Source organism: Aldersonia kunmingensis (assembly GCF_001646865.1).
Taxonomy (GTDB): Bacteria; Actinomycetota; Actinomycetes; order Mycobacteriales; family Mycobacteriaceae; genus Aldersonia; species Aldersonia kunmingensis.
Genome location: NZ_LRRB01000113.1, coordinates 1 through 21,339, shown reverse-complemented (window position 1 = coordinate 21,339; position 21,339 = coordinate 1). Strand labels below are relative to the sequence as shown.

General features: G+C 66.3%; 23 protein-coding genes and 1 pseudogene. 10 read left to right on the top strand and 14 right to left on the bottom strand.

The window, feature by feature from the left end; genetic code table 11:
- Positions 1–28: 28 nt before the first annotated feature.
- The gene (locus A8G08_RS09140) at positions 29–1,441 is read right to left on the bottom strand and encodes an MFS transporter (protein WP_068273050.1); all 1,413 of its coding nucleotides are present in this window, start codon (positions 1,439–1,441) and stop codon (positions 29–31) included.
- A 130-nt stretch (positions 1,442–1,571) separates the two neighbouring features.
- On the opposite strand from A8G08_RS09140, the gene A8G08_RS09135 reads away from it, so the two are divergent.
- Positions 1,572–2,159: a TetR/AcrR family transcriptional regulator gene (locus A8G08_RS09135; protein ID WP_084436061.1), complete on the top strand. Its 588-nt coding sequence runs from the start codon at positions 1,572–1,574 to the stop codon at positions 2,157–2,159.
- A 105-nt stretch (positions 2,160–2,264) separates the two neighbouring features.
- Here A8G08_RS09135 and A8G08_RS09130 read toward each other — a convergent pair whose 3' ends face one another.
- The 11 genes and pseudogenes from A8G08_RS09130 to A8G08_RS09080 all read right to left on the bottom strand — a co-directional run bounded on the left by A8G08_RS09130 (position 2,265) and on the right by A8G08_RS09080 (position 10,534).
- Complete coding sequence (locus A8G08_RS09130) at positions 2,265–2,540, bottom strand: cytochrome C oxidase subunit IV family protein (RefSeq protein ID WP_068273026.1); 276 nt, start codon at positions 2,538–2,540, stop codon at positions 2,265–2,267.
- Positions 2,541–2,544: 4 nt separating this feature from the next.
- The gene (locus A8G08_RS09125) at positions 2,545–3,144 is read right to left on the bottom strand and encodes a cytochrome c oxidase subunit 3 (protein WP_068273024.1); all 600 of its coding nucleotides are present in this window, start codon (positions 3,142–3,144) and stop codon (positions 2,545–2,547) included.
- Positions 3,145–3,183: 39 nt separating this feature from the next.
- Positions 3,184–3,945: a hypothetical protein gene (locus tag A8G08_RS09120; RefSeq protein ID WP_245672744.1), complete on the bottom strand. Its 762-nt coding sequence runs from the start codon at positions 3,943–3,945 to the stop codon at positions 3,184–3,186.
- Positions 3,942–4,679: a hypothetical protein gene (locus A8G08_RS09115; RefSeq protein ID WP_068273023.1), complete on the bottom strand. Its 738-nt coding sequence runs from the start codon at positions 4,677–4,679 to the stop codon at positions 3,942–3,944. The genes A8G08_RS09120 and A8G08_RS09115 overlap by 4 nt, the downstream gene beginning before the upstream one ends.
- Positions 4,680–4,782: 103 nt before the next feature.
- Positions 4,783–5,373 (bottom strand): TetR/AcrR family transcriptional regulator, encoded by a 591-nt coding sequence (locus A8G08_RS09110; protein WP_084436060.1) that lies wholly within the window; start codon positions 5,371–5,373, stop codon positions 4,783–4,785.
- A gap of 21 nt (positions 5,374–5,394) precedes the next feature.
- On the bottom strand, positions 5,395–6,792 hold the full coding sequence (locus A8G08_RS09105) for an amidohydrolase family protein (RefSeq protein WP_068273021.1): 1,398 nt from the start codon (positions 6,790–6,792) through the stop codon (positions 5,395–5,397).
- Positions 6,789–8,027, bottom strand: coding sequence for a CoA transferase (locus A8G08_RS09100; RefSeq protein WP_068273019.1), 1,239 nt, complete (start codon positions 8,025–8,027; stop codon positions 6,789–6,791). The genes A8G08_RS09105 and A8G08_RS09100 overlap by 4 nt, the downstream gene beginning before the upstream one ends.
- Positions 8,014–9,033 carry an enoyl-CoA hydratase/isomerase family protein gene (locus A8G08_RS09095; protein ID WP_068273018.1) on the bottom strand — a complete coding sequence of 340 codons (1,020 nt, stop codon included), beginning with the start codon at positions 9,031–9,033 and terminating at the stop codon, positions 8,014–8,016. Before A8G08_RS09095 ends, A8G08_RS09100 begins: the two co-directional genes overlap by 14 nt.
- A 183-nt stretch (positions 9,034–9,216) precedes the next feature.
- Positions 9,217–9,372, bottom strand: a pseudogene (locus A8G08_RS28325) ((2Fe-2S)-binding protein); the annotation flags it as partial.
- Positions 9,373–9,385: 13 nt separating this feature from the next.
- Positions 9,386–9,577: a hypothetical protein gene (locus A8G08_RS27060; protein ID WP_157108475.1), complete on the bottom strand. Its 192-nt coding sequence runs from the start codon at positions 9,575–9,577 to the stop codon at positions 9,386–9,388.
- Positions 9,578–9,706: 129 nt separating this feature from the next.
- Positions 9,707–10,534: an SDR family oxidoreductase gene (locus A8G08_RS09080; protein ID WP_068273012.1), complete on the bottom strand. Its 828-nt coding sequence runs from the start codon at positions 10,532–10,534 to the stop codon at positions 9,707–9,709.
- Positions 10,535–10,612: 78 nt separating this feature from the next.
- On the opposite strand from A8G08_RS09080, the gene A8G08_RS09075 reads away from it, so the two are divergent.
- Genes A8G08_RS09075 through A8G08_RS09060 form a run of 4 tightly spaced genes read left to right on the top strand, consistent with a single transcriptional unit; the run spans position 10,613 to position 14,606 of the window.
- The gene (locus A8G08_RS09075) at positions 10,613–12,190 is read left to right on the top strand and encodes a methylmalonyl-CoA mutase family protein (protein WP_068273011.1); all 1,578 of its coding nucleotides are present in this window, start codon (positions 10,613–10,615) and stop codon (positions 12,188–12,190) included.
- Positions 12,190–12,591 carry a cobalamin B12-binding domain-containing protein gene (locus A8G08_RS09070; protein ID WP_068273009.1) on the top strand — a complete coding sequence of 134 codons (402 nt, stop codon included), beginning with the start codon at positions 12,190–12,192 and terminating at the stop codon, positions 12,589–12,591. Before A8G08_RS09075 ends, A8G08_RS09070 begins: the two co-directional genes overlap by 1 nt.
- A 27-nt stretch (positions 12,592–12,618) precedes the next feature.
- On the top strand, positions 12,619–13,575 hold the full coding sequence (locus tag A8G08_RS09065) for an LLM class F420-dependent oxidoreductase (RefSeq protein ID WP_068273008.1): 957 nt from the start codon (positions 12,619–12,621) through the stop codon (positions 13,573–13,575).
- Positions 13,572–14,606: a CaiB/BaiF CoA transferase family protein gene (locus A8G08_RS09060; protein ID WP_068273006.1), complete on the top strand. Its 1,035-nt coding sequence runs from the start codon at positions 13,572–13,574 to the stop codon at positions 14,604–14,606. Before A8G08_RS09065 ends, A8G08_RS09060 begins: the two co-directional genes overlap by 4 nt.
- A 62-nt stretch (positions 14,607–14,668) precedes the next feature.
- On the opposite strand, the gene A8G08_RS09055 is transcribed toward A8G08_RS09060, so the two are convergent.
- Together A8G08_RS09055 and A8G08_RS09050 are read right to left on the bottom strand one after the other, a co-directional pair.
- A complete protein-coding gene (locus tag A8G08_RS09055; RefSeq protein ID WP_068273005.1) occupies positions 14,669–15,475 on the bottom strand; it encodes a mycofactocin-coupled SDR family oxidoreductase in 807 nt (268 codons plus the stop codon).
- Entirely contained in the window at positions 15,472–16,533 is a 1,062-nt protein-coding gene (locus A8G08_RS09050) for a ferredoxin--NADP reductase (RefSeq protein ID WP_068273003.1), read from the bottom strand. Before A8G08_RS09050 ends, A8G08_RS09055 begins: the two co-directional genes overlap by 4 nt.
- Positions 16,534–16,608: 75 nt before the next feature.
- Here A8G08_RS09050 and A8G08_RS09045 point away from each other — a divergent pair, with 75 nt between their 5' ends.
- From A8G08_RS09045 to A8G08_RS09025, 5 genes are all read left to right on the top strand, one after another.
- On the top strand, positions 16,609–18,078 hold the full coding sequence (locus tag A8G08_RS09045; RefSeq protein ID WP_084436059.1) for a class I adenylate-forming enzyme family protein: 1,470 nt from the start codon (positions 16,609–16,611) through the stop codon (positions 18,076–18,078).
- Positions 18,056–18,961 (top strand): acyl-CoA dehydrogenase family protein, encoded by a 906-nt coding sequence (locus A8G08_RS09040; protein WP_068273001.1) that lies wholly within the window; start codon positions 18,056–18,058, stop codon positions 18,959–18,961. Before A8G08_RS09045 ends, A8G08_RS09040 begins: the two co-directional genes overlap by 23 nt.
- On the top strand, positions 18,948–20,036 hold the full coding sequence (locus tag A8G08_RS09035; protein WP_068272999.1) for an acyl-CoA dehydrogenase family protein: 1,089 nt from the start codon (positions 18,948–18,950) through the stop codon (positions 20,034–20,036). The genes A8G08_RS09040 and A8G08_RS09035 overlap by 14 nt, the downstream gene beginning before the upstream one ends.
- Position 20,037: 1 nt before the next feature.
- Positions 20,038–20,805, top strand: coding sequence for an enoyl-CoA hydratase/isomerase family protein (locus A8G08_RS09030; RefSeq protein WP_068272997.1), 768 nt, complete (start codon positions 20,038–20,040; stop codon positions 20,803–20,805).
- 25 nt (positions 20,806–20,830) lie between these two features.
- Positions 20,831–21,339: SDR family NAD(P)-dependent oxidoreductase (locus A8G08_RS09025; RefSeq protein WP_068272994.1), on the top strand; the 509-nt coding region annotated here is incomplete at its 3' end.

The window sequence follows — 21,339 nt, the reverse complement described above, 5'->3', positions numbered from 1 at the left end:
GTCACGCCCCGCAGGGCAACGATTCCGCTCAGGTTTGTGGCAATTCGCGTCGCGCGCTGCTCAGGGTGGTGAAGCTGATCAACGCGGCCACTGCGAAGACCGCTGCGACAAGGAGCGTCGGACCGATTGCCGTTCCGGACGGATCGTTTCGCTGTAGTGGCCCGTAGATCGTCATCAGCACTGCGAGTCCGAGCGCGCCGCCGACCTGGATGCCCATCTGCATGAGCCCCGATGCGGCGCCCGTGTCGGATATCGGCGCATTCCGCACGACAAGCGCGCTGAGCGGGACGAACGCCAGGCCGACACCAACGCCGAGCAACAGCGACGGACCGAGAATCGAAGCGAGGAACGTGCTCTCGGGCCGCAACAGCGCCATCCACAGCAAACCGCCCACCATGAGCACCAGCGATCCGATGACCGTGCGTTCTGCGCCGAAGCGCTCGACAACGCGTGCGGTGGTGCCGGTGACGACCAGGCCGATGTTGAGGGCCATAAAGGGCAAGAATGCCAGTCCCGTCGCGAGTGCGTCGTAGCCCTTGACGTCCTGCAGGAAGAGCACGACGAAGGTGAACATGCCGATCATGGCGCCGGGGATGAAGAGGATCGCGGCGAAGGGGGCGAGCTTCGCCGCGGAATCGATCACGCGGCGGGGGAGCAGTGGTTGGTCGGTCCGTCGCTCGACGAGGGCGAAGACGATCAGCGCGCCCGCGCCGAGCACCAGCGAGCCAAGCGCGATGGGATCGGTCCAGCGCTGTTCGGCCGCGCGGATGAAGCCGTGCACAATCGCGGTCATACCAACGGTCGACGCAATCGCGCCGGGTATGTCGAATCGTGCTGAGATGCGCGAACTCTCGGACACGGTGAGCGGTGCGCCGATAAGAACGGCCAGTCCGATCGGCACGTTGACGAACATCACCCAGTGCCAGGACAACTGCGCGGTGAGGACACCGCCGGCGATCAGGCCGATTGCACCGCCGGAGGCCGCGCCGATGGAGAACCACGAAATGGCGCGGGCGCGGTGGGGGCCGTCCGGAAAGTTCTCGGCGATCAGCCCAAGTGCGGTGGGGGCGGCGAGCGCAGCGCCGACACCCTGCGCGACGCGGGCAAGGATCAGCATCCATCCGGTGGTGGAGAACCCGCCGAGCAGGGATGCCAGGGTGAAGATCGTGGTGCCGACGATGAGGGCGCGGCGGCGGCCGATGATGTCTCCTGCCCGACCTCCGAGCAGCAGCAGGCCGCCGACGGTAAGCGCGTAGGCGTTCATCACCCAGGACTGGTCGACTGCGGAGAAGCCGAGGTCATCGCGAATGTCCGGTAGAGCGATGGTGACGATCGTGCCGTCGAGCACGATCATGAGCTGGCTCGTCACGATGAACGCGAGGCCGAACCACGCGCGCCGGGAAACGGCCTGGTCGACGGTGGGGGTCAGGGTAATTGCCACGGACACGGGCTCCTTGCCTGGTGGAGGAGGTAGTCTCGGCGTAAGCGGAGAAGCTCTCCAAGTGGAGAGTGGCTCCGGTTGAACTATACGGAGAGTTTCTCCGGTTAGGCAACGTGAGGTGATGTGACTCATGCCACAGCAGGTGGTCGACCCGGCAGCCAAACCGATGCGTGCGGATGCGCGGCGCAATTACGAGCGCATCGTTGAGGTCGCGACGCAGAACTTCCTCGAGCAGGGCGTCGATGCGTCACTCGACGAGATCGCGAAGAAGGCGGGCGTCGGTGCCGGCACGTTGTATCGCCATTTCCCCACCCGAGACCTGCTGTTGGCGGCAGCGCTGCGCCACAACGTCGGCCGACTGACCGCCGACGCGAAGGCCTACGCCGTCACTGCCTCACCGAAAGAGGGTTTGGCGCAGTGGATCCGGGATCTCGCCCGGCACGTCGGCAGCTTCGCTGGTTTACCGGAGACGATCATCGCGGCGGGTCAGGATCCCGACTCTCCGCTGTTCACCTCGTGCGCGGGGATTCGTGAGGTCGGTCGGGAGGTTCTTACCCGTGCCCAGGAGTCCGGCGCCGCGCGTCAGGATCTCGAAATCGACGAATTGTTCACCGTCGCCAACATGATCGGGATGGTCGATCGCCGAACCGACTGTTCGGGGATGCCCGCGACCGAACGCCTCATCGCGCTGCTCTTCGACGGGGTCACCCCGCGCTGATCGGCCAGGTTACGCGGTCCAAGCGGGTGCAAATTGTGTAAACGGGGACGAAACTTCGCACCCAAGAACAAGTTTCGCTCGGGTTTGGGACCGCAAGAACGAGCGTTAGATCAGGTAGATCGCGATGACGCTGCCCCAGAACAGCACCAGCCAGCCGTCGACGGTGAGGCGCAACCAGGTGGGCGCGACACGTACTTCCATAAAGTTCTGCGTGATCAGCCGCACCTTGATCAGGCCGATCACGAGGACCGCGAGCGTGATCGTTGTGCTCGCGACGTAAGCGCCGTCCGAGCGGGTGTGGGCGAGGCCGCCCGACAGGATGGTCACCGCGCACAGCACCACCCAGACGTAGGTGACGCGAGCGTTCGCGGAAATCCTCACTGGTTCACCTCATCACGTAGATCAGCGCGAAAATGACGACCCAGAGCAGATCCACCAGGTGCCAGTAGATCGCGCCGCTCTCGACCATCGACACGCGTCGGAGTTCACTGTTGCGGAGGTTGGCCACGACGACCCCGAGGATGACCAACCCGAGCGCGACGTGGAACAGGTGCACGCCGGTGAGCATGTAGTAGTACATGAAGAAATCACTGCTGGTGATGGTGTTGTCCATCCGGATCTCGGAGATCCATTCGTACGCCTTGATGGCGATGAACAAGATTCCACACAGACCACCGAGCAGCGTGAGCTTTGTGGCCCGCTGCCCCTCGCCCGCTCGTGCGGCATTGACGGCAAGCGCAACAAACCACGAACTCGTCAGCAGGACAAGCGTATTGATCAATCCGGCATCTAGATTCAGGTGCTCCTGCGCGGCCAGGAACGCATCGCGGTTCTCGCTGCGCTGAATCATGAAGATGACGAAATAGGCGCCGAAGATAAAGAGGTCGCCGATGACGAACACCCACATGCTCGTATCGCCCTGCTGATGCAGGCTGGGTGATGCGGCTGCGGGCGCCTTGGGAGGCGCGAGTTCGGTCTCGGTCATACGCGATTCCTCGTTCGACGGTGCATCGGGCACATCTGGTCAGTCCGGAACACGCTCGTTGGCGGGTTGCTGTTGTACGGCGCGGTAAAGCAGCACGATCAGGCAGCACTCCCAGATACCGAAGATCGCGGTGCCAAGCCAAAAGCTGATCGAGCCGTCCCACGCAAACGGGCCGTCGGTGAAGATGAAGATCGGCGCGGCCATCAGTTCGGTGACGATCTGCCAAATCGTGATGTAGGCAAACCATTTCGGGAAGATCTCGTTCTTGTCCAGGAAGATGGCGAGAGCAAGAACCATATACCCGGTGGCGAAACAGCCGAGCGATCCGACGAAGGTCATCATCCCCAGGTCGTAGAGAAAAGCGATGATTCGCGGATCGCGTTCGGGCCGAAGCGTCGCGGTCAGGAAGCTCAACGCGCACATCAGGCAACCGGGAAGAGCGCCTACCGCCAAGGCCACGATGTAGGAATACGCGAATACCGAGCCCACGGACATCCGCTTGATTTGTAGCGCGATCAACGCGTTGGCGACAGCGGCGAATCCGATCACGACGAGCAGGATCCCGAAACCGATCTTGATCGTCAGCGAATGCGATTCGACGAAATCGACCATCTGCTGAGTCGACAGCCCGGGCTTTGGTGGTGGCATCACCCGGGCGAGTGGAACGAAGATGATACCGAAAAGCACGTAGTAGACCGGGATCGTCCAGAAGGCGATCCGAAGGTCGAGCTTTTCACGCGACCCGGCGGCCGGCGCCTCCGCCGACTCAGTGACCGGATCGGTGGAGATGGTGCTGCTCATTGCGCGGCGCCCACGGGTTCGGCGGCGTCGTTCGCGAGCGCTTTCTCCTCGGCGGCCTGACGCCGAACGGCAGCCCACGCAACGACAATCAGGACCACGAGGAACACGCTGTAGACGACGATCCGGAGCCAGAACGAGATCGCCCCGTCCCAGGCGAACGGACCCGATGTCACCAGCGCGGCACCGGCGGACGGCACGAGGGCAATCGCCGTGACGACGGAGAGGTGGCCAACCCAGCGCGGGAAAATCGGCTGCGGCCGGGCGTCGAGGTAGATCGCGAGCGCAAGCGCCAGGCACTGCACCAGGAGCATGCTGACCGGCGCGAGGAACGTAATCCAGGCCATGTCGTTGAGCAGCATGACGAGATCTGCGTCGCGCTCCGGACGGAATGCAGCGATGAGCCAGAAGAGGTTTGAGAGGGCGAAAAGTGTCGTGCCCGTCGCGACCGCGGCAAGGAACGCGTACGGCAAGACCTGCGTCGGCGTCAGCATCCGTTTCATCTGCTCGACGATGACCATGAAGAACGGCACGAGCATGATGCCGCAGACGTCGAACACGATCATGCTGAACCGGATCATCGGGGCGTTGTCGCGGAAGAACTCGGCGACTTCGTCGGCCGGGGTAGCCGGTGACATCGGCGGAAAGAAGCCGGGAAACGCGAGAAAAGCGCCGACCAGGATGGCGCCGAAGAAGACGGCGAGCCAGAGGCTGATCAGTTGGGTGCGGATGTGCATGAGTGCGCCACGCCCTTTCAAAGCAGCGAACGCTGCGAGACGGCGACGAAGAAGGCCTTCGGCTGTGTGCGAGGGTAGCCGATCGGCTACCCCTGGGCAACGGTCAGTCCGGGACGTGCAGCAAACGCTGCGTGACCAGCAACAACTCGGAACGCAACTCGTCGTCGTCCATGTCCGCGACGAGTGGATTGATCACCGCGCCGGCGAGTGCCGCGGACAGGATCGCGGCGAGTACGCGGGCGCGCGGTCCGACGTCCTCGCCGAGCAATACCGCGTATAGCCGATTGAGGAAGAGTTGGAACGGCTCGTGTTCGGCGAGCAGTCGGATGATGACCGGATCGTGCTGCAGCGTGCTCACCCAGCGGCGCCGCGTGACCGCCATATCGATCACCGCGGCCAGCAATAACGTCCGGGCGGCCGAGTGGTGCGGTTCCGCCTCGGCGGCGTCGAGTGTGTCCTGCAGTTTGGCCAGCTCGCGCTCGGTGACCGCGATGACGATCTCGTCCTTCGACTTGTACTTGTGGTAGACCGCCGCCTTCGTGACGCCCAGCTTGTTCGCGATCATCTGCAGCGATGTGCCGCTCACGCCGTGCTCGCCGATGAGCTCGAGCGAGGCATCCAGAATGCGCGTCTGGGCGCCGCTGCGCGGTGTCGTGTCCAGGCGCGGTGCCGGAGCCGAAGCGGGGGAGGTCACGGCCCCAGGGTAGCCGATCGGCTACTGGTTGGCCGGGTGCTCGCCTACGTGCGCCACGCCGTCGATGACCACCGTGCGCACGAGCGACCGGTCGAGCGAGGCGAGCGCGGTGCGGACGGGTGCGTGCAGCAGGCAGAGATCGGCGGCGGCGCCGGGGACGATTCGCCGTGGTGGTCCGCCAGGATCGTCGGGTGGTGCGAGGTAACCCGCGAGAGCGGTTGCGGCCGAGACACGTTCGGCCTCCCCGAGCACAACGCCGGCCGCAGAACGGCGCTCGACGGCAGCGGCGATGACCTGCCACGGGTCCAATGGCCCGAACGGCGCATCACTGGAAACGGCCACCGATACGCCGTCCGCAAGCAGGCCGGCATGCGGATACAGATGGGGGAGATCGTCTTCCGCAACATCGCGCGCGTACGCATCGCCACGCTCGCGCAGGAAGCCGGGCTGGGTGACGACGCGGACGCCGAGTTCGGCCATCTGCTCTCCGACACCCGGCGGCACCACGCCGGCGTGTTCGATGCGGTCGCCGTCGACGGCGCCGATATCGGCGAGCACTGCGAGGGTGAGCAACAGCGATTCGCGGCTGACGCAATGCACTGCGACGGGTCGGTGCGCGTCGTGGCTCGTCGCCACACGGGCAGCCAGCTCGTCGTAGCTGGGCAGATCGTGATCGCGGAGCAGAAGTTTGTACGGCCCGGCCTCGATGCCCGCGGGCAGGCGCGCATCGGTCGCGGCGCCGAGCAGCACGACCCGCTGCGGAAGTGTTCCAGATTCGCGCGCCGCAGCGATGAGTTCGATTGCCGTGCTATCGATATCGGGAGTCGCGTCGGTGACGCCGGTGATTCCGAACCCGGTCAGGTCCGCACCTACCGGGCCGAGGTCGGGCGGATCGTCGACAAGCGCGGCGCGCAGGCGGTCGTCGTAACGCCACAGCCGTCCCGTCGGTTGGCCCGCGCCGTCGCGCTCGACATCGATGGATCCATCGAGGACATGCGAAACCTTTTTCACTGCAGCCGAATTCAACATCCACAACGCGCCGCTGCGATGCTGGATCCGCACGGGCCGATCAGGAACCCAGCGATCGAGCACCGTGCGATCGAGCTCACCGGCCACAGATTCGTGGTAGTTGGTTCCGCGAAGCCAACCGGTGCCGGGTACGGCGAGCGCGGCGCGGAGTCCGGCCTCATCGCGCACCGCTGCGGAACCACAATCGATCGAGCGGCGCGCTGCCGCAATCGCCAGCAGGTGCAGATGGTGATCATGCAGGCCCGGCAGCAGCGCACCCCCGCCGGCATCGATGAGTTCGGCACCAGCGTTGCTCAGGCCCGGGCCTACGGCCGTGACCATGTGACCTTCGACGCGCACGTCCACCAGCTCGCCATCGACCTCCGCGTTTCGAAACAGCAGTGTTGTCACCGTTTTCCGACCCAGTGCTCGTTGTCCGCGCCCAATGCTGACGCCGGTGCCGGGGGTCGGCGGGCCACGGGATCGGCTACGGGAAAACGTCCCCGAGCGGTCTCGACCCACCACGTTTCGCCACTCCGGTGGACGCGGTGATCCTCGCTCGGCCCGTCGGCCGCCTCCGCCGCCACGTGCAACATGGAGACGTCGATCATGCGGGCGTTCTCGGCGAACAGGGCGTCGGCCGCGGCCGCGGCAGCGCGGACGCCGGCCAGTGGGTCGGCAAGCGCATCGCCACACGGCAGCAGGTCCGACCCGGCGGGCACCACCAATCCCGCTGCAGCGGCCACATCGTCCCCGAAGCCGACCGCATTGCTCTCGCGGCCGCGTGCGGTGATCGACAACCATGATGTTCCGGCCGACACAACCTCTTTCGCATCGATACCGAACTGTGCGAGCGCACGCGGGCGGGATGACTCGAGCACAAGATCGGCGTTGGCGATGATGCCTTGAAGCGCTGCGATTCCGCCTGGGTCATGAAAGTCCAACGCCACCATGGCATGGCCGGCGTGCAGCACATCGAAGAATGCTGCCGGGCCGCGGCGGGCGCCGTCCGGTCGCTGCACACTTTCCACCTTCACGACCTCGGCCCCGGTGAGCCCGAGAAGGTGGGCGCACAGCGGACCGGCCCAGAGTCCGGTCAGGTCGACGATGCGAGGGCGGTCGCGGCGACGCCTGCGTGGGCCGTGTTCGGTGACGAGTACGCCGGGCCTGGTGGTGCGGCCCGGATCGGGGATTTCGCCCCCTGCCAATCCGAGCAACTCGACCCGATCGGCTGCCTCGCTTGTCGAGAGCGTGCGAGCCCACGCGGCTACGGTCGCCCATACATCGCCCGTGAAATCGGACTCGGTGAGCGCAGGGATCAGGTCGAGGTCCTCGGGCCGGGGGAGTGACAGCCCGAAACGGCCGTCGTTTGTCTCGACCACGCGGAACGCGCCGCCGCACGAAAACGGTCCGGCACGATGCAGTCCAGCGATCGCGGCGCGTTCGCCGAGCAACTCGATTCCCGGCAGCTTCGGCTCGTGTTCGGTTCGGATGATGGTGGACATTGCGATCTCGCGCAGCGCCGCGGACACCATGGTGGCGGCCGAACCGGGCGCCGCCAGCGGCGGTCCACCGGATCGGCCCGTGAGCGCCATCGCCCCCGACGCGGCCCAGGCCTGCAGCGGAGTGAGCTCAGGCTCGGTCATCGACCAGACCCCAATCCAGGGCGGTGGCCACATCGATCGGACGGTTGGTGAGGGCGAGAAAAGCGGTGCGCCACTTGCCGATTCGGCGGGGAATGCTGACCGTGCCGCCGGCGCCGGGCACAAGGCCCATAGTCAGTTCGGGTAGCCGGAAGCGGGCGTCGTTGTGTGCCACCACGCGTGCCGCGAATGCGGGTACCTCGATGCCGGCGCCGATGCAGGAGCCGTGCAATTCCGCAGTCACTCGGTTGGCGATGCGATGCACGGCGTACCCCGCGCTGCGCTGCAACCGGACCAAGTGGGCCGCGGCGACGTCGGTCGCCGTGCCGAACTCGTCGAGATCGCCCCCGCTGCAGAACGATCGACCATTGCCGCGCAGCACCACCCGCGTGATGGTGTCGTCGTACTCGGCAACCGAGAGACCCTCGATGACACCGTCGCGCACCTGGGCGGCGAAAGCGTTGTGTCGCTCGGGCCGGTTGAGGGTGAGGGTCAGTACGTCGCCGTCGCGATCGAGGAGAACGGGCTGGGCGCAGTCGGGCACGGTTCGGCGGGGCGTGTTCGTGCGCCAATCCGCGAACTCGGGTCCGGCAAGCAGCATCGAGTACGCCAGGGATTCGGCGATCAGTCCGTTCCGTACGTCGGTGCTGCTGGTGAGGTCGAGTAGTCCGGCCATGGCGATCGACGCGCGGGGTGCCGCCGCCACGACGGTCTCGATGGCGTCCACTTCCTCGGCCGTTCCCTTGGCCCAGCTGCGTCCGGGACCGTTCGGTGCGAGCGTGCAGGTGAATGCCTCGAGTAGTGGCGCGGCATGGCCTGGCAGCGGGTCGTTCGATACCCCGACCACCACGACCGAGCGGGTCCGCAGTGCTGCCACCGCGTCGTCGAGATGCGACCACTCGTCACGATCGAGGTCGACGAGGACGAGCGGCTCCGCCGGAAGCATGTCGTCGCCGACGGACAGAGACGCGCAACCGGCGGCAATATCGGCCAGTCCCCTCGTTTTCACGCGAAACCTCCCATGTGCGGGTACCGGAATCGTAGGCCCGCGAGGTGAGGCTTCGGGTGGGGCGTCTGCTCAGGCCGGTCGTGCGATGGCGACGGTGCGGCCGTGCAGCGGCGTGCACGCGGAGGTCGTGGGTCGGGGATGCAGTGGCGTGCACTCGGCGGTGCGGGAGTCGTTCGTGTCGTTCGCCGCGGCGATGATCGACTGCACTGTGCGGCGGCAGCGTCCGCAATCCGAACCCGCGCCGCACATTGCCGCGACCTGGTTCGAGGTGCACGCGCCGTCGGCGACGGCCTCCGCAACCTCTCGCGAGGTCACCCCGTGGCAAAGACAGACGTACATGGTCCCGGCCGGCCTACGTTGTCGACTGCCATCCGCACGGCATTCCACACGTGGCGACGAGTTCTGTGGTGACCCTGCCGGTGGCGTAGGTCCGGACGGTCGAGACCGCCTCGGCCGGATAACCGCACTTCGGGCACTTTTCGAAATAGTCCAGTGCCGGAGTAACCGTGACGCGGACGGGCGTGTTGTAAACGGATGCGGTCACGGTTACCTCCGGCCTGATGTGTCGGGCGCCGCCCAAGTCGAGATGACGGATCCGAGTTAGGTTGACCTCAATGGTAATGCGATTCTCGCTTTTCGCAAGTGCCATTTCGGCAGAACGCGCACCCTGGATTCAGTCCAGGAACAGGTCCCGGATCGGGTTGTCGCCACCGCCGTACTGGCTCAGGTCGGTGATCCCGGCCTCGGCCAACGCATCGGAGTCGATGTAGCAGTGGCCGCTGGTCTCGCGCGCCGGGCGGGACAGGATCTCGACGGCGGCGTCGGCCATGATCTGCGGGCTGCGCGACGAGGACAGCAGCTCGTCACCGTCGGGCATGTTCGACACCGCCGACGTCGCGATGTAGGTCTCTGGCCACAGGCAGTTCGACGCGATGCCGGCCTCGGCGTATTCGGCGGCGAAGCCAAGCGCGAGCAGTGACATGCCGTACTTGGACAGCGTGTAGGCCGGGTGGGCGCCGAGCCACGCCGGGTTCATGTTCACCGGCGGGGCGATGGTGAGGATGTGCGGATTGGCCGATTCGCGCAGGTGCGGCAGTGCGGCCTTGGTCAGCAGGAACGTGCCCTTGCAGTTGATGTCCTGCATCAGGTCGTACTTCTTCGCCGAGAGCTTGTCCGTGGGTTCGGTGGCGATCGCGCTGGCGTTGTTGACACAGATGTCCACGCCCCCGAAGTGCTCGACAGCGGTGTCGATCATCCGCTGCACGTCTTCTTCGTTGCGGACGTCGCCGACGACCGCGACCGCCTTGCCGCCGGCGGCTTCGATATCGGCTACCGCGGTGTGCACCGTGCCCTGCAGGCGCGGATGGGGTTCGGCGGTCTTTGCGAGCAATACGACGTTGGCGCCCTGGCGAGCGGCGGCAATGGCGATCGCGAGCCCGATTCCGCGACTAGCGCCCGAGATGACCATCGTGCGATCGGTGAGCAAACCGTGCTTCTCCATGCGTTCTCCTAGTGGATCGGGGTTCCTGGCCGCGAATGGTATTGGCATTCTCATTTTCTGCAAGTACCGTATCCAACGATGAACGACACCGTGAAAACCTCGTCTGGGATCCCGCTGAACCCGGTCTATGGGCCGGAAGATCGTGGTACCGAACCGCCCGCGCCGGGCGAATACCCCTTCACGCGCGGCAACTTCGCCAACGGGTACCGCGGCCGGACGTGGACGTTCCGGCAGTACTCGGGCTTCGGCACCGCCGAGGAGTCCAATCGCCGCTACCGGTATCTGCTGGAACAGGGCGGCACCGGCCTGTCGGTCGCGCTCGACCTGCCCACCCAGTGCGGCTACGACTCCGACGATGAGGAGTTCGGCGAAGAGGTCGGCCGCGTCGGCGTCGCCGTGGACACCCTCGCGGACGCCGAGATCCTTTTCGACGGGATCCCGCTCGACAAGATCAGCACCAGCTTCACGATCAACGGCACCGCCGCGATCCTGCTGGCGTTCTACGTCGCTGCGGCAGAGCGTTCGGGCGTGCCGCGCGAAAAGCTCACCGGCACAATCCAGAACGACATCCTCAAGGAATACGCCTCGCGCGGCACCTGGATCTGGCCGCCCGAGCCGTCGCTGCGCCTGATCGCCGACACGATCGAGTTCTGCGCTGCCGAGGTACCGCGGTTCAACGCGATCTCGGTGGCCGGCGCGCACTTCCGCGATGCCGGTGCGAACGCGGTTCAGGAGATGGCGTTCACGCTCGCCGACGGTGTCACCTACTGCGACACGGTGGTCGAGCGCGGCAGGATGACGATCGATCAGTTCGCGCCGCAGATCTCGTTCTTCTTCTACACGCACGGCGACTTCTTCGAGGAGATCGCGAAGTACCGTGCCGGACGACGTCGCTGGGCGACGATCGTGCGCGAGCGCTACGGCGCGACGTCCGAGAAGGCGTCGATGTTCCGCTTCGGTTGTGTCTCCGGTGGCGCCTCGCTTTTCGCGCCGCAGGCGCAGAACAACCTGGTCCGGGTCGCCTACGAGGCGCTCGCCTCGGTGCTGGGTGGTGTGCAGTCGATGTTCACCGCGGCCTGGGACGAGCCCTTCGCCCTGCCCAGTGAGGAATCGGCCACGCTGGCGCTGCGCACCCAGCAGATCCTGGCCTACGAGACCGGCGTGACCCGGGTGGCGGATCCGTTGGGCGGCTCCTACTTCGTCGAGGCGCTCACCGACGCCACCGAGGAACGAATCATCGAGATCATGCACGACCTCGAGCAGCACGGCGGCATGGTCCGTGCGATCGAGGACGGGTACCTGCAGGGCCTGATCGCCGATGAGGCGTACAAGGTCCACCAGGAGATCGAGGGCGGTGAGCGTCCGATCGTCGGCGTGAACCGGTTCGTCACCCCCGAGCCGCCGGCGGACCTTGCCACCTACGAACTCGACGCCGAGGGCCGCGACCTGCAGCTCAAGCGGCTGGCGAAGGTGAAGGCCGATCGTGACGACGAGGCGGTCCGTACAACACTGGCGGCGCTGTCTGCGGCCGCGGAAGGAACCGAAAACCTGATGCACCGACTGATCGACTGCGCCAACGCGTATTGCACGGTGGGCGAGATGGTTTCCGCGCTCAAGGCCGTGTGGGGCGAGTTCCAGCAGCCGGTGGTGTTCTGATGACCGCCCGCATTCTTGTCGCCAAGCCCGGCCTCGATGGCCACGACCGCGGCGCGAAGATCGTCGCCCGCACCCTGCGTGACGCGGGGTTCGAGGTGATCTACACCGGCATCCGGCAGAAGATCGAAGACGTCGTGTCGATCGCTGTCCAGGAGGACGTGGCGGTCGTCGGCCTCAGCATTCTTTCCGGTGCCCACGTCGCACTCACCACGCGGACCGTCGAGGCGCTGCGTGCGGCCGACGCCGGTGATATCGCGGTGGTCGTCGGTGGCACGATCCCGCTCTCCGACGTACCCAAGCTGCTCGCGGCCGGTGCCGCGGCCGTGTTCCCGACCGGTACCGCACTTGATGTGCTGGTGACCGAGATTCGCAAGCTGACCGGAACCGCGGCCGAAGCCTGATCCGCGCTCGACAACTGGAGGAAGATCGTGCGTTTCGGAGTGATGAGCGGGCCGGAGCGGGGTGACTCGGCACGCAAAATGGCCCGGATGCAGTCCGACGCGCAGTGGGCCGAGTCTGCGGGCCTGGATACCGTGTGGGTTCCGCAGGTGCCCAACGACTTCGACGCGCTGACCGCAGTGGCGATGATGGGTGTCGCCACGAGCACCATCGAGATCGGCACCGCGGTCGTCCCGCTGCAGGCGCAGCACCCGATCGCATTGGCGCGCCAGGCGTTATCGGTGCACGCCTCGATCGGCGGCCGGTTGACGCTCGGTGTCGGCCCGTCGCATCACTGGATCGTGTCGGACATGCTCGGCCTGCCGTACGAGAAGCCTGCGGGATACACCCGCGATTACCTCGAGGTGCTCGCGGCCGCGCAGGCGGCTACCGGATCGGTGGATGTCGAGAACGACAACTTCACGGTGCACAATCCGTTCGACCTCACCCCGATCGCGCCGATGCCGGTCGTGGTCGCCGCCCTCGGTCCGGTGATGCTGCGGATTGCCGGTGAACTCGGTGACGGCACGGTGTTGTGGATGGCCGACTACCGGGCGATCGCGGACCACATCGTGCCGCGCATCACCAAGGCCGCGGACAACGCGGGCAAGCCTGCGCCCCGGGTAATCGCGGGGGTGCCAGTGTGTCTGTGTGCGCCCGATCAGGTGGACGTCGCTCGCGAGCGGGCCAACCGCATTCTCGGCGAAGCCGAATACTCGCCGAACTATCAGAATCTGCTCGAGCACGGCGACGCGCGAGACGTCGGGGAGCTTTGCATCGCCGGCGACGAGCAGGCGCTTCTCGAGGGCTTCAAGCGCTACCGCGACGCCGGCGTCACGGACCTGTCCATGCGGCTGCTGCCGATCGGGGACAACCGGGACGAGTTGGTGGCTTCCAAGTATCGGACCCGGGAAGTGGTGGCCGAGTTGGCAAAGGAACTGCGTTGAGCGAAGGGCCGCTGGCCGGCATTCGGATTCTCGAGGTCGGCACGATGCTTGCCGGCCCGTACGCCACCATGATGCTCGCCGATCTCGGCGCCGAGGTAACCAAGATCGAACCGGCTGGCGGCGACATCTCTCGGCAGGTCAGCGACTCCTATTTCGCGAGCCTGAACCGTGGCAAGCGCAGCATCTGCCTGGACATGACATCCGAAGCAGGCCGCGCTCGGCTCGGCGAACTCGCCGCGGAATCGCATGCGCTGCTGGTGAATCTCAAGCCGTCGGCGATCAAACGTTATGGCCTGACTTACGACGCACTGCGCGCCTTCAACGAGAAGATCGTTTGTGTTGCGATCACCGGTTTCGGTCTCGACGACGGCGATGACCCGGCGTTCGACTACGTGATCCAGGCCGCCACAGGTGTGGCAGCGCTGACCGGCGACCCGGATGGGCCGCCCACGCTGCCCGGCTACTCGGCCGCGGACAACTCGACCGGCCTCACCGCCGCCCTCGGCCTGCTCGCGCAGATCGTCTCAGGCCGTGGTGGCCAGGTGTCGGTGTCCTTGCAGGACGTGATGCTGTCGCAGGTGAACTATCTCGCCTCGGCCTACCTCAACGACGGCACCGAGCCGCGCCGCCGTAAGAATGGCGCTCACTCGTATTACGTTCCGGCGCAGCTATTCCCGACCTCCGAGGGCTACCTCGCGCTGTTCGTGACGCACGACGGATTCTGGAAATCTTTCGCGACCGAAGCCGGCATCGAGGGATTCACGACGATGTCGGAGCGCGTCGAACGCCGCGACGAGGTTCTTGCTGTGGTGACGGAGGCCCTGCACAGCGATACCGCGGCAGGGTGGGAGGCGCGGTTGCGTCGGCTCGGGGTACCCGTGGCCGCAGTGCGCTCGCTGCCCGATGCGCTTGCCGCCACACCCGACGCCGTTGTCGAGGCCGGGGATTTCCGCTTGGTGGGCAGCCCTATCCGCGTCGCCGGGTACGAGCCGGATTATCGCCGGCCGCCGCGGCTCGGCGAGCACGGATAATAGGTCGCTTCACGTGCGCGGTTGAGAGTCCATGGATTCTCAACCGCGCACTTTGGCGTCGCCTATCTGATCGTCACTCCGGCATCGACTGTGAGCTCCGTGCCTGTGACATAACGGGATTCGTCCGAGACCAGGTACAACACAGCGTTGCTGACGTCGACGGCGTCGATCACCGGCACCGGCATCGCGTTCTGGTAGATCGGTCCGAGGTCCTGACGCTCGCCGGCGATCAACTCGTGCATCGCAGGCGCACTCATGCCTGTCACCACGCCCGTCGGATGAACGGTGTTGACCCGAATCGAGTTCAGCGCCAACTCGTTCGCGAGTGACTTGCTCAGCCCGACGACACCGTGCTTGGACGCGGTGTACGGCGTGGTGAGCGGATTGCCCTTGATCCCGGCGGCCGAGCTGATGTTGACCAGGCTGCCGCCGCCTCGCTCGAGCAAATGCGGGATGGCGGCGACGCACGTGTTCCAGACGCCGATCAGGTTGATGTCGAGCACCGCGCGCCAGTCGTCGCCGGTGGTTGTGTCCCACGTACCCGACGTCAGGACGCCGGCGTTGGCCACCGCCGCGTCCAGGCCGCCGAGTTCGCTCGCGGACGCGGCGGTGAACTCGGCCAGTTGGGCACCGTCACGGACGTCGAGCACAGCCGCATTCACTCGACGGCCGAGTGCGCGTACCTGCGCTGCGGTCTCCTCGAGATCTTCCTTGGCGCTCATGGGATACGGCACGTTGTCCACGGGGGCGCAAATGTCGACCAGGATCAGATCGGCGCCTTCCTCGGCCAGTCGCACCGCATGACTGCGGCCCATGCCGCGGGCCGCCCCGGTGACCAGGACGACCTTGCCCTCGACCCTGCCGCTCATTCGTAGTCGACCACGACGGTGCAATCGGGCACGGCCTGGCAGGTGAGGATGTAGCCCTCTTCGACCTCGTCCTCGTCGAGCGCGTCGTTCACCCGCATGGTTGCTTTGCCGTCCAGCAGCTTGGCGATGCAGGTGGCGCAGTTGCCGGCCTCGCACGAGAACGGCGGGGCCAGACCGGCGCGTCGCGCGCTTTCCAGGATCGTCTCGCCGTTGTCGGTGCGCGGCACCGTCACCTTCTTTTTGTTCAGGATGATGGTGACGGTCTCGTCCACCACCGCCCCGTTCGTTGCCGCGCCACTGGTTTCCGGTCCGTTGGTCACTGTTCGCTCCGCATTGCTGTTGGTTGTTTCGGTGGGCTGGATGGGTTCGGCGGCGGTCCCGAATCGTTCGCTGTAGACCGGGCCCGGTCCGGACAGCGCGGATTCGACCATCGCCATGAATGCTTCGGGTCCGCAGAGGTAGGCGTCGGCGTGACCGTCGTCGGCGACGAATGCCCGTACCGCGTCTGCGCTCAGTAACCCGGAGCCGGCGTCGAAGTGGCGAACCACCGACAGCCGGCCGGGATAGCGCTCGACAAGTTCGCCGAGCACGTCTGCGAATATCGCGGCGTCCCGGTCGCGGTCGGCGCACAGCAGCCGCACCTGCCGATCCGTGGTGGCCAGCACGCTCTTGGCGAGCGACAGGATCGGCGTGATGCCGCTACCACCGGCGAAGCCGAGCAGCGGCGCATCGCTCTCGCGCAGCACGAAGGTGCCGGCGGGCCGAGTCAGTTCCACTTCGTCGCCCTCGGCGAGATTGTCGTGCAGCCAGTTGGACACCTGACCGCCCGGCACGCGCTTGACCGTGGTCATCAGCTCGTCATCTGTCTCCGGCGCACTCGACATCGAGTACGAGCGGTACAGGTCGGTGCCATCCACCCGAACCCGGAACGTGCAGAACTGCCCGGCCCGGTAGGCGAACGAGCCGTCCTGCGGAGCGAGCACGTACGTGCGGGCGTCGGCCGTCTCTTTTACGACACGGCTGACCGTCGCTCTCTGAAAAACGGGGGGTCTCGCCATCGACCGGGTCCTCCTGGTATTAACATTCTAGTACTTGGAGAATACTATTCTCTCTGACGAGATGGGACCTTCTCAATGTTGAATTCCGACACGCGTGACGGAGGGCCCGCGACGTCGGTCTCTGCCGCGGAGTCGGATGCCGGGGGCCGTGTCGTGCTGGCCTTCGACGACGTTGAGTTCACCCGTGCCCAACTGGACGCGCTCGCTGGCGGAATGGCTCATACGCTGGGCGAACGGGGGGTAAAGCCCGGTGACCGGGTGGCCCTGATGTCCTCGAACCGGCCCGAGCTCGTCGTGGCCGTCCTGGCGATCTGGCGGCTCGGCGCGGCGGTCGTGCTGATCAGTCCGGCGTGGAAACGCCATGAAGTGGCACACGCGCTTGCTGTCACCGAACCCGCCTACGGCGTCGGTGACCACCCGATTTTGGCCGATATGGCGCCGACGCTGAGCCTCGATGATCCGATCGAGCCGCAGGCCGGCGCGGCGGCGACGCCGTATGACCCCACCGCCGACGCGGTACTCGTGTTCAGTTCGGGTACCACCGGCATGCCCAAGGCGGTCCGGCACACGCACGCCTCGTTCGCCGCTGCGATCAAGCACTGGCGCGACGCGCTGGACCTGACCGCCGACGACCGGCTGCAGATCGTCACCCCGCCGTCGCACATTCTCGGCCTGCTGAACATCGCCACGGTGCTCGATGTCGGCGGGTGGATGCGGCTGCACCGCCGCTTCGACCTCGACGCCATGCTGCGCGCGATCGAAACAGACCGGATCACCGTGGAGATGGCCGTCGCCCCGATCGCGCTCGCCATCGCGTCGCACCCGAAGCTCGAGTCGTTCGATCTTTCGTCGCTGCGCTACATCATGTGGGGCGCGACTCCGGTGACCCCGAGCGTCGCGCAGACCGTCACCGATCGCACCGGCGTGGCCTGGGTGCCGGCGTATGGCGCCAGCGAACTACCCGTCATCGCGTGCAACCCCATCGAGGGCGCGCGGCTCGACAGCGTCGGCAAGGCAGTACGAGGCGTGGACGTCCGCGTGGTCTCCCTCGAGACCGGCGCGCCCGTCGCCCCGGGTGAGACCGGCGAGATTCAGCTGCGCTCGCCGTCGGTGATGGCGGGGTATCTACCCGACGGCGCAAACGCAGATGCCTTCGAGGACGGCTGGTACCGAACCGGCGACGTCGGTCATGTCGACGCCGATGGCTGGATGCGGCTCACAGACCGGCTGAAGGAAATGATCAAGGTCCGCGGCTTCCAGATCGCGCCGGCCGAGATCGAGACCGTCCTGCATGGCCATCCGGATGTGCTGGACTGCGCCGTTTACGGTGTGCCGGACGGAGTGAACGGTGAAGCGGTGGTTGCGGCCGTAACTACCGGCGGGACCGTGACCGCCGATGAACTGAGTGAGTTGGTGGCCGACCGGTTGGCCGGCTACAAGCGGCTGAGCCGCGTGGTGTTCGTGCCCGAAATCCCGCGCCTGCCTTCGGGGAAGGTGTTGCGTCGAATTCTCAAGGAGCAGTATGGACGTACGTCTAACCAGTGAGCACCGCCAGCTCCGTGACGCGGCCGCAAAACTGGCCGATGATCTGGGACCCGGATCGGTGCTCGATCTCGATGACGCTGCGCGTGTCGCGCGACTCGAGAAAGCAGTGGAAGGCACCGGTTGGCGGTCGCTGCGATCCGACGGCGCGTCCGGCGTGGAAGTCGCAATCGTGGCAGAGGAGTTCGGCCGCGGGCTCGTGGATGTGCCGTTCCTCGGTCCGGTGCTGGCCGACGACCTCCGCCGACACGTCACCGAAGACCAGGCGTCCTGGGCTATCGCGAGTGCCGACGAGGCCACCGACGCACGTGGTCTCGAGCACGCACTCGTGGTGCAGGACAACCGGATTGGGTCTGCACGCGTTGGTGCGCAGGTTGCCGGCGCCGACCTGACCCGCGACTTCGCCGCTGTCGAGGGGCCGGTGGAACCGATCGGTGAGCTGGCGCCGGCGAAGATCGAGCGCTGGAATGCCCTCGCCCTCGTTGCGACGACCGCCGACCTGCTCGGCGCTGCGCGCGGCACTCTCGCGCTCGCGGTCGACTACGCGAAGGTTCGGGAGCAGTACAGCAACACGATCGGGTCGTACCAAGCCGTCGCCCACCTCCTCGCTGAGAGCCAGGCGCTGATCGAGGGATCCGTAAGCGTGCTTCGCCACGCCGCCTGGGCCGTCGACGAACTCGAACCCGAGGAAGCGATCCGCGCCGCGCAGATCGCGAAGGTCTACTGCGCGCGAGCCGCGCACACCATCTGTGAGACGTCGATTCAGGTACACGGCGGCATTGGCAATACCTGGGAGTGCTTGGCCCACGTGTTCCTGCGTCGTGCCCTGACCTCGACCGAACTGTTCCCTGTCAGCCTGGAGGAGATCGATCTTGGACTTTCGTGATTCGCCGGACGAAGCAGCGTTCCGGGAACGCCTGCGCGACTGGCTCGCCGACAACGCCAAGAAGTATCCGAGTTCTGGTGACGAGTACTGGGCCCGTGCCGGTGAATGGCACCAGTCGTTGTACGAAGCAGGGTTCTTCGGCATCACCTGGCCGAAAGAATACGGCGGACAGGATCTCCCGCCTGTCTATGACGTGATCCTCGATGAGGAGATCGCGATCGCCGGTGCGCCGCCGCGCCCGAGCCTCGGCTACCTGGTGACCGGTCTCGGGCACCACGGCAGCGAGGAACTGCGCCGCCGCTTCCTGCCCGGGATGATCAACGGCACCGAGCGCTGGTGCCAGGGGTTCTCCGAGCCGGGCGCCGGTTCGGACCTCGCGTCGCTCAAGACGACCGCGACCCGCGACGGTGACAACTACATCATCAACGGGCACAAGATCTGGACCAGCTACTCCGACATGGCCGATTGGTGCCTGTTGCTGGCGCGAACGGATCCGGATGCGCCGCGGCACCGGGGCATCTCGGCGTTCATCATCTCGATGCATCAAGACGAGATCGAGCAGCGTCCGCTGCAGATGATCAGCGGTGTCACCAAGGAATTCGGTCAGGTGCTCTTCGACGGGGCCGTCGTTCCCGCGGATCAGATGGTGGGAGCGCCCGGCGAGGGCTGGAAGCTTGCGATGACCGTCGTCGGCCACGAGCGGGAACCGTCGACGCTGGGCTACGCGGCGCGCTACGGCAAGATCGTCCGCCAGCTCGCGGCACGCACCGACGGTCCGCCGAAGGCCGAGTTGGCTTGGGCGGCAGTTCAAGCGGAGATGCTCCGGCTACACGTGCGACGCCGGCTGTCCGAGCAGCTCGATGGTGTCAAGCACGGCTCCGACGGGTCACTGGACAAGCTGCTGATGACCTGGGTCGAGCAGTCCGTCGGCCATGCGTGCCTTGCCGTCGGTGGTACCCGCGACAACGAACTGCTCGGGACCTATCTGTACAGCCGCGCGCAGAGCGTCATGGGCGGTACGTCGCAGATTCAGAAGAACATCATCGCCTCGCGCATTCTCGGATTGGGAGTCTGACATGTACGACATGCCGGAAGAGATCGACGTCGTCGCCGACGGTTCGCTCCGCATCATCACGTTGAACCGTCCGGAATCGCTCAACGCGGTCAACGATCCTCTGCACTCGGGGCTCGCCACGCTGTGGACGCGCCTGAGTGAGGACCAGGACGCGCGCGCCGCGGTGCTCACCGGCGCCGGCAAGGCGTTCTCCGCGGGTGGTGACTTCGCCTACCTCCAGGAGCTCAGCCAGGATGCCGCGCTGCGCGCGAAGACCATTGCGCACGGCCGCGAAATTGTGCTCGGCATGGCGCGTTGCCGCGTGCCGGTGGTCGCCGCGGTGAACGGGCCTGCCGTCGGCCTCGGCTGCAGCCTGGTCGCGCTGAGCGACATCGTCTACATCGCCGAGAACGCGTATTTCGCGGACCCGCACGTGCAGGTCGGCCTGGTCGCCGCCGACGGCGGACCGCTGACGTGGCCCTTGCAGATGAGCCTGCTGCTGGCCAAGGAGTATTCGCTGACCGGCGCCAAGATCTCGGCACAGCGCGCGTACGAGATCGGGCTGGCCAACCACGTTGTCGCCGATCCGGTTGCCGAGGCGCTTGCCGCCGCCAAGAAGATCTCCGAGTTGCCCAAGCAGGCGGTGGAGAGCACCAAGCGGATGCTGAACATCCACCTCGAGCGCGCAGTGCTCGCCAGCCTGGACTACGCGAACGTCGCCGAGGACCAGTCCTTCCAGACCGAGGACTTCCGCACGATCGTCACCCGCCTCAACGCCAAGAAGAACTAGGCAGCACCCGCAAGTAGGAGTCGCGATGCGCGGACTGCAGGACAAGGTCGTGATCATCGCCGGCGCTGCAACGGGATTGGGCGCGGCCACCGCAGCACGGCTCGCCGAAGAGGGCGCAAAGGTGGTCGTCGGCGGCCGGACACTGGCCGGCGCCGAGAAGACCGCTGGTGCGATCGGCGAAAGCGGCGGCACGGCGATTGCGGTGCAGTTCGATATCACCGATGACGCCTCGGTCGAGGGGTTGATCGGCGCGGCGGTGGCGGAGTACGGCGGGCTCGATGCCGTGCACGTCAACGCCGCGGACATGACCGCGCTGCAGAGCGACACCGACGTGGTCGATATCGATCTCGACATCTGGGATCGGATCGTCGAGGTGAACCTGCGCGGCCACATGCTCGTCACCCGGCACAGCGTGCCGCGGCTGCTCGAGCGTGGCGGCGGCGCGATCGTCTACACCTCGTCGATCGCCGCGCACGCGGGCGAACCGGCACGACCCGCGTACGCGGTCACCAAGGCGGGCATCAATGCCCTTGC

What these genes read in the sequence shown, in the direction of transcription:
- A8G08_RS09030 (WP_068272997.1), top strand. Translation starts at nt 20,038, where the DNA reads ATGTACGACATGCCGGAAGAGATCGACGTCGTCGCCGACGGTTCGCTC.
- A8G08_RS09075 (WP_068273011.1), top strand. Translation starts at nt 10,613, where the DNA reads ATGAACGACACCGTGAAAACCTCGTCTGGGATCCCGCTGAACCCGGTC.
- A8G08_RS09120 (WP_245672744.1), bottom strand. Translation starts at nt 3,945, where the DNA reads ATGAGCAGCACCATCTCCACCGATCCGGTCACTGAGTCGGCGGAGGCG.
- A8G08_RS09070 (WP_068273009.1), top strand. Translation starts at nt 12,190, where the DNA reads ATGACCGCCCGCATTCTTGTCGCCAAGCCCGGCCTCGATGGCCACGAC.
- A8G08_RS09040 (WP_068273001.1), top strand. Translation starts at nt 18,056, where the DNA reads ATGGACGTACGTCTAACCAGTGAGCACCGCCAGCTCCGTGACGCGGCC.
- A8G08_RS09055 (WP_068273005.1), bottom strand. Translation starts at nt 15,475, where the DNA reads ATGAGCGGCAGGGTCGAGGGCAAGGTCGTCCTGGTCACCGGGGCGGCC.
- A8G08_RS09135 (WP_084436061.1), top strand. Translation starts at nt 1,572, where the DNA reads ATGCCACAGCAGGTGGTCGACCCGGCAGCCAAACCGATGCGTGCGGAT.
- A8G08_RS09100 (WP_068273019.1), bottom strand. Translation starts at nt 8,027, where the DNA reads ATGACCGAGCCTGAGCTCACTCCGCTGCAGGCCTGGGCCGCGTCGGGG.
- A8G08_RS09115 (WP_068273023.1), bottom strand. Translation starts at nt 4,679, where the DNA reads ATGCACATCCGCACCCAACTGATCAGCCTCTGGCTCGCCGTCTTCTTC.
- A8G08_RS09080 (WP_068273012.1), bottom strand. Translation starts at nt 10,534, where the DNA reads ATGGAGAAGCACGGTTTGCTCACCGATCGCACGATGGTCATCTCGGGC.
- A8G08_RS09045 (WP_084436059.1), top strand. Translation starts at nt 16,609, where the DNA reads ATGTTGAATTCCGACACGCGTGACGGAGGGCCCGCGACGTCGGTCTCT.
- A8G08_RS09125 (WP_068273024.1), bottom strand. Translation starts at nt 3,144, where the DNA reads ATGACCGAGACCGAACTCGCGCCTCCCAAGGCGCCCGCAGCCGCATCA.
- A8G08_RS09050 (WP_068273003.1), bottom strand. Translation starts at nt 16,533, where the DNA reads ATGGCGAGACCCCCCGTTTTTCAGAGAGCGACGGTCAGCCGTGTCGTA.